We start from the raw sequence: 3460 nt of genomic DNA, 5'->3' as shown, positions 1-3460 counted from the left end.
TATAGCGGTTTTATTATTAGATTTAGAGAGAAATCCTCAGAGTTATGTCATTTATATAAAAATATTGTTTTTCATCATTAGAATTTAGAAAAGAATTGCTTTCTTTGGCTACCTCTAGCGCAAATACAAATATCAACCAAGAATCATTGTCAGCAATCATACTATTTTACCCTTGCAAAAAAGAACAAGAAAAATTACTGGTTTTTTAACAGCAATGGATCGCAAAATCGAAACCCTCTCTCGCCAAATCGACCAAACCGAACAATTCAAGAAAGGTTTACTACAAAAAATGTTTGTGTAATGAGGTGTTATGGAGAGTTTAGAAGCGTTAGTGAAAAGACATATCAAAGAATTCCCCGACTTTCAATACTATGGTGCATTTGCCGAATTTATTAGCGCAATTGAAAACTATCACCAAGATTTACATACAGGTGTAAGCTTAGATTGCTGTAATTCACTTCTACAGAGCATTTGTAAAACTATCATTACGCAAATTGACCCAAGTATAGAAGGGAAAAGTTTAAATAAAGGTGCGAAAAGCGAAACTAATAATCTTATCTGTGAGGCAGCCAAGTTACTTCAAAAAAATGATGATGTATACGAGAGGGATTTTATTAGTAAACTCTCACAGATAGGAAAACATATTAATGAATTAAGAAATGCGAGAGGTGATTTATCTCACGGAAAACATATACCCAAAGAACTGCTTAACGATCAAGATTTATCGCGGCTACTGAGAGAAATAACAGAAAGCCTATCCCGTTATCTCATATCTTCGTTTATCAGTTTTGAATTGGAAAAGAAGTCAAAAGAAGATATTAAAATCGAAGAAGACCGAATTAGATATGAAGAAAGTCCAGAATTCAATGAATTTCTAGACGAAGAATATCCCTTAGACGGAAAACTACTTTATAGCCAAGCACTGTATACTCTTTACTATGAAGATTACGAGATCCGGCTACAAGTTTTCCTTGATGAACAAGCAATGTTAAATGAAGAGTAGGTCGCCATGACGGAATCTGAAGCGCAACTAGAGCAAAAACTGATCGAGCGTCTGACGGGGCTAGGCTACCAACCCGTCAACATCAGCAGTGCAGCAGAATTCAATGCCAACCTCAAAGCCCAACTTGAAAAACATAACCACATCAAACTCAGCGACACAGAGTTTAAGAGCATTCTCAACCACCTTGACAAGGGTAACGTATTTGACCGAGCCAAGCGACTCCGCGACAAAATGGAACTCAGCCGCGACGATGGCACTACCTTTTACCTGGAATTCCTCAACACAGAACATTGGTGTCAAAACCAATATCAAGTTACGAACCAGATTACCCAGCAAGGCAAGTACAAAAACCGCTACGATGTAACCCTGCTGATTAACGGCTTGCCCCTCGTCCAAATCGAACTGAAACGCCGAGGACTGGAACTTAAGGAAGCCTTCAACCAAATCAACCGCTACCAACGCCATTCCTACGGAGCAGACAATGGACTGTTTCAATATGTCCAAATTTTCGTCATCTCCAACGGTGTCAATACCCGTTACTACGCCAACAACCGTAAACAAGAATTTAAACAAACCTTCTACTGGGCAGACCAAGACAATAACCTGATTACCCAACTGGAAGACTTCGCGGATAGCTTTCTGGAGAAATGCCACGTCTCCAAGATGATCTGTAAATACATTGTCCTGCACGAATCCGACAAAGTGCTGATGGTGCTGCGTCCCTATCAATACTACGCCGTCGAAGCCATCATTGAGCGTGTCAAAAACACCAACAAAAATGGCTATATCTGGCATACCACTGGATCGGGCAAAACCCTCACCAGTTTCAAAGCTGCCCAAATCCTTACGCAACTACCCAAAGTCCATAAAGTTCTGTTCGTAGTTGATCGTGCTGACCTCGACTACCAAACTAGCAGAGAGTTTAATATTTCAGCCCCGATGCGTAGACACTACTGACAACACTCGACAATTAGTAGAACAAATGGCTGGGGATAACCCCCTCATTGTCACCACTATCCAGAAACTCAACCGAGCGATCAAGTCCCAACGTCATGAAGTCGCAATGGAAAAGCTTGAAAGATAAGCGCATTGTGTTCATCTTTGACGAATGCCACCGTTCTCAATTTGGCGAAACCCATAAAAATATCGTCAAATTCTTTCCCCAAGCACAAATGTTTGGCTTTACAGGGACTCCTATCTTTGCCGATAACGCCGCTAGCAACGAACACGGTAAACGTACTACCAAAGACCTATTCCAGGAATGTCTGCATAAATATGTGATTACCAATGCGATCGCGGATGAAAACGTGCTTAAATTTTCCGTCGAGTATTGGGGAAAAATCAAACGCAAAGACGGTACGCTGATCACAGAGCCAAAATTAGACCGAGAATTCTTTGAAAATCCCGACCGAATTTCTCTAATTGTCGATTGGATTATTGCCAACCATAACCGTAAAACCCACGGTAGAAAATTCTCGGCGATGCTCTGCGCCAGCAGTGTAGACACCCTAATTACCTATTACGACACGTTCAAAAACAAACAAAAACAGGGATTACATGACCTACGAGTGATCACAATTTTTACCCCTGGCTATAACGAAGAAGACCAAGACGCAAACGGCTTAATTGGAGAACCTGATTTTAATATCAGCGCAGATATAAGCAACCGTAGCCATAGCCGCGACAAACTGAATCAATTTATCGCGGAGTATAACCAGATGTACCAAACCCAACATTCCGCCAAAGATAGTCAGGCTTTCTATGCCTACTATAAAGATATCGCCAAGCGGATGAAAGACCGCGATCGAGAAAACTTTCAGGATCAGGAACGCGCCGATATTCTGTTAGTCGTCAATATGTTTCTCACGGGCTTTGATGTCAAAAAGCTCAATACACTTTACGTTGACAAAAAATCTGAAGTATCACGGATTAATTCAAGCATACTCCCGCACTAATCGCATTTTGGGCGAACTTAAATCTCAAGGGAATATCGTCTCTTTCCGTAACCTCAAAGAGAATACTGATCAAGCCGTTGCCCTCTTTTCAGACACCAACGCAAGCGAAGAAATTTTCATTCAACCCTACGAATACTACATTGAAAAATTTAATGACGGGGTGCAAGAACTGAGAGCGATCGCCACTATCCCTAACGATGTCAATAAGCTTATTAGTGAAGATGACCAAGTTAAGTTCGTTAAAGCCTTTCGTAATCTTATTCGTTTGCAGAATGTAAGTAAATCATTCACTGAATTAGTTTTTCTGACTTAAATCTGGATGAACAAACCTTTGAAGATTATAAAAGCAAATATCTGGACATCTATGATAAAACGCGATCTAAACCCGATGACGAGAAAGAGTCTTTAGTTGAGGAAGTCGATTTGAACTGGAACTGATCCAGCGAGACGAAATCAATGTCGCCTATATTCTCAAGCTGCTGGCTAACCTTCAGCGCGAGCT

Annotated in this window: 5 protein-coding genes and 1 pseudogene; all 6 read left to right on the top strand. The window is 40.8% G+C overall.

Going from position 1 to position 3460, the window contains the following annotated elements; translation table 11 throughout:
- Positions 1-172: 172 nt before the first annotated feature.
- Positions 173-301 (top strand): restriction endonuclease subunit S domain-containing protein, encoded by a 129-nt coding sequence (locus tag OSCIL6407_RS37715; protein ID WP_019486990.1) that lies wholly within the window; start codon positions 173-175, stop codon positions 299-301.
- A 9-nt stretch (positions 302-310) separates the two neighbouring features.
- Complete coding sequence (locus tag OSCIL6407_RS0105080; protein WP_007354480.1) at positions 311-1003, top strand: abortive infection family protein; 693 nt, start codon at positions 311-313, stop codon at positions 1001-1003.
- Positions 1004-1009: 6 nt separating this feature from the next.
- Positions 1010-1960 carry a type I restriction endonuclease gene (locus OSCIL6407_RS37710; RefSeq protein WP_019486989.1) on the top strand — a complete coding sequence of 317 codons (951 nt, stop codon included), beginning with the start codon at positions 1010-1012 and terminating at the stop codon, positions 1958-1960.
- 95 nt (positions 1961-2055) lie between these two features.
- Entirely contained in the window at positions 2056-2958 is a 903-nt protein-coding gene (locus OSCIL6407_RS37705) for a type I restriction enzyme subunit R domain-containing protein (protein ID WP_019486988.1), read from the top strand.
- On the top strand, positions 2906-3271 hold the full coding sequence (locus OSCIL6407_RS37700) for a type I restriction endonuclease subunit R, EcoR124 family (RefSeq protein ID WP_267879532.1): 366 nt from the start codon (positions 2906-2908) through the stop codon (positions 3269-3271). Before OSCIL6407_RS37705 ends, OSCIL6407_RS37700 begins: the two co-directional genes overlap by 53 nt.
- Positions 3253-3460: pseudogene (locus OSCIL6407_RS38080) on the top strand (type I restriction endonuclease subunit R, EcoR124 family); the annotation flags it as partial. The gene OSCIL6407_RS37700 and the pseudogene OSCIL6407_RS38080, both read left to right, overlap by 19 nt.

This window comes from Kamptonema formosum PCC 6407 (assembly GCF_000332155.1).
GTDB lineage: Bacteria > Cyanobacteriota > Cyanobacteriia > Cyanobacteriales > Microcoleaceae > Kamptonema > Kamptonema formosum.
This window is presented reverse-complemented; position numbering and strand designations above follow the sequence as displayed.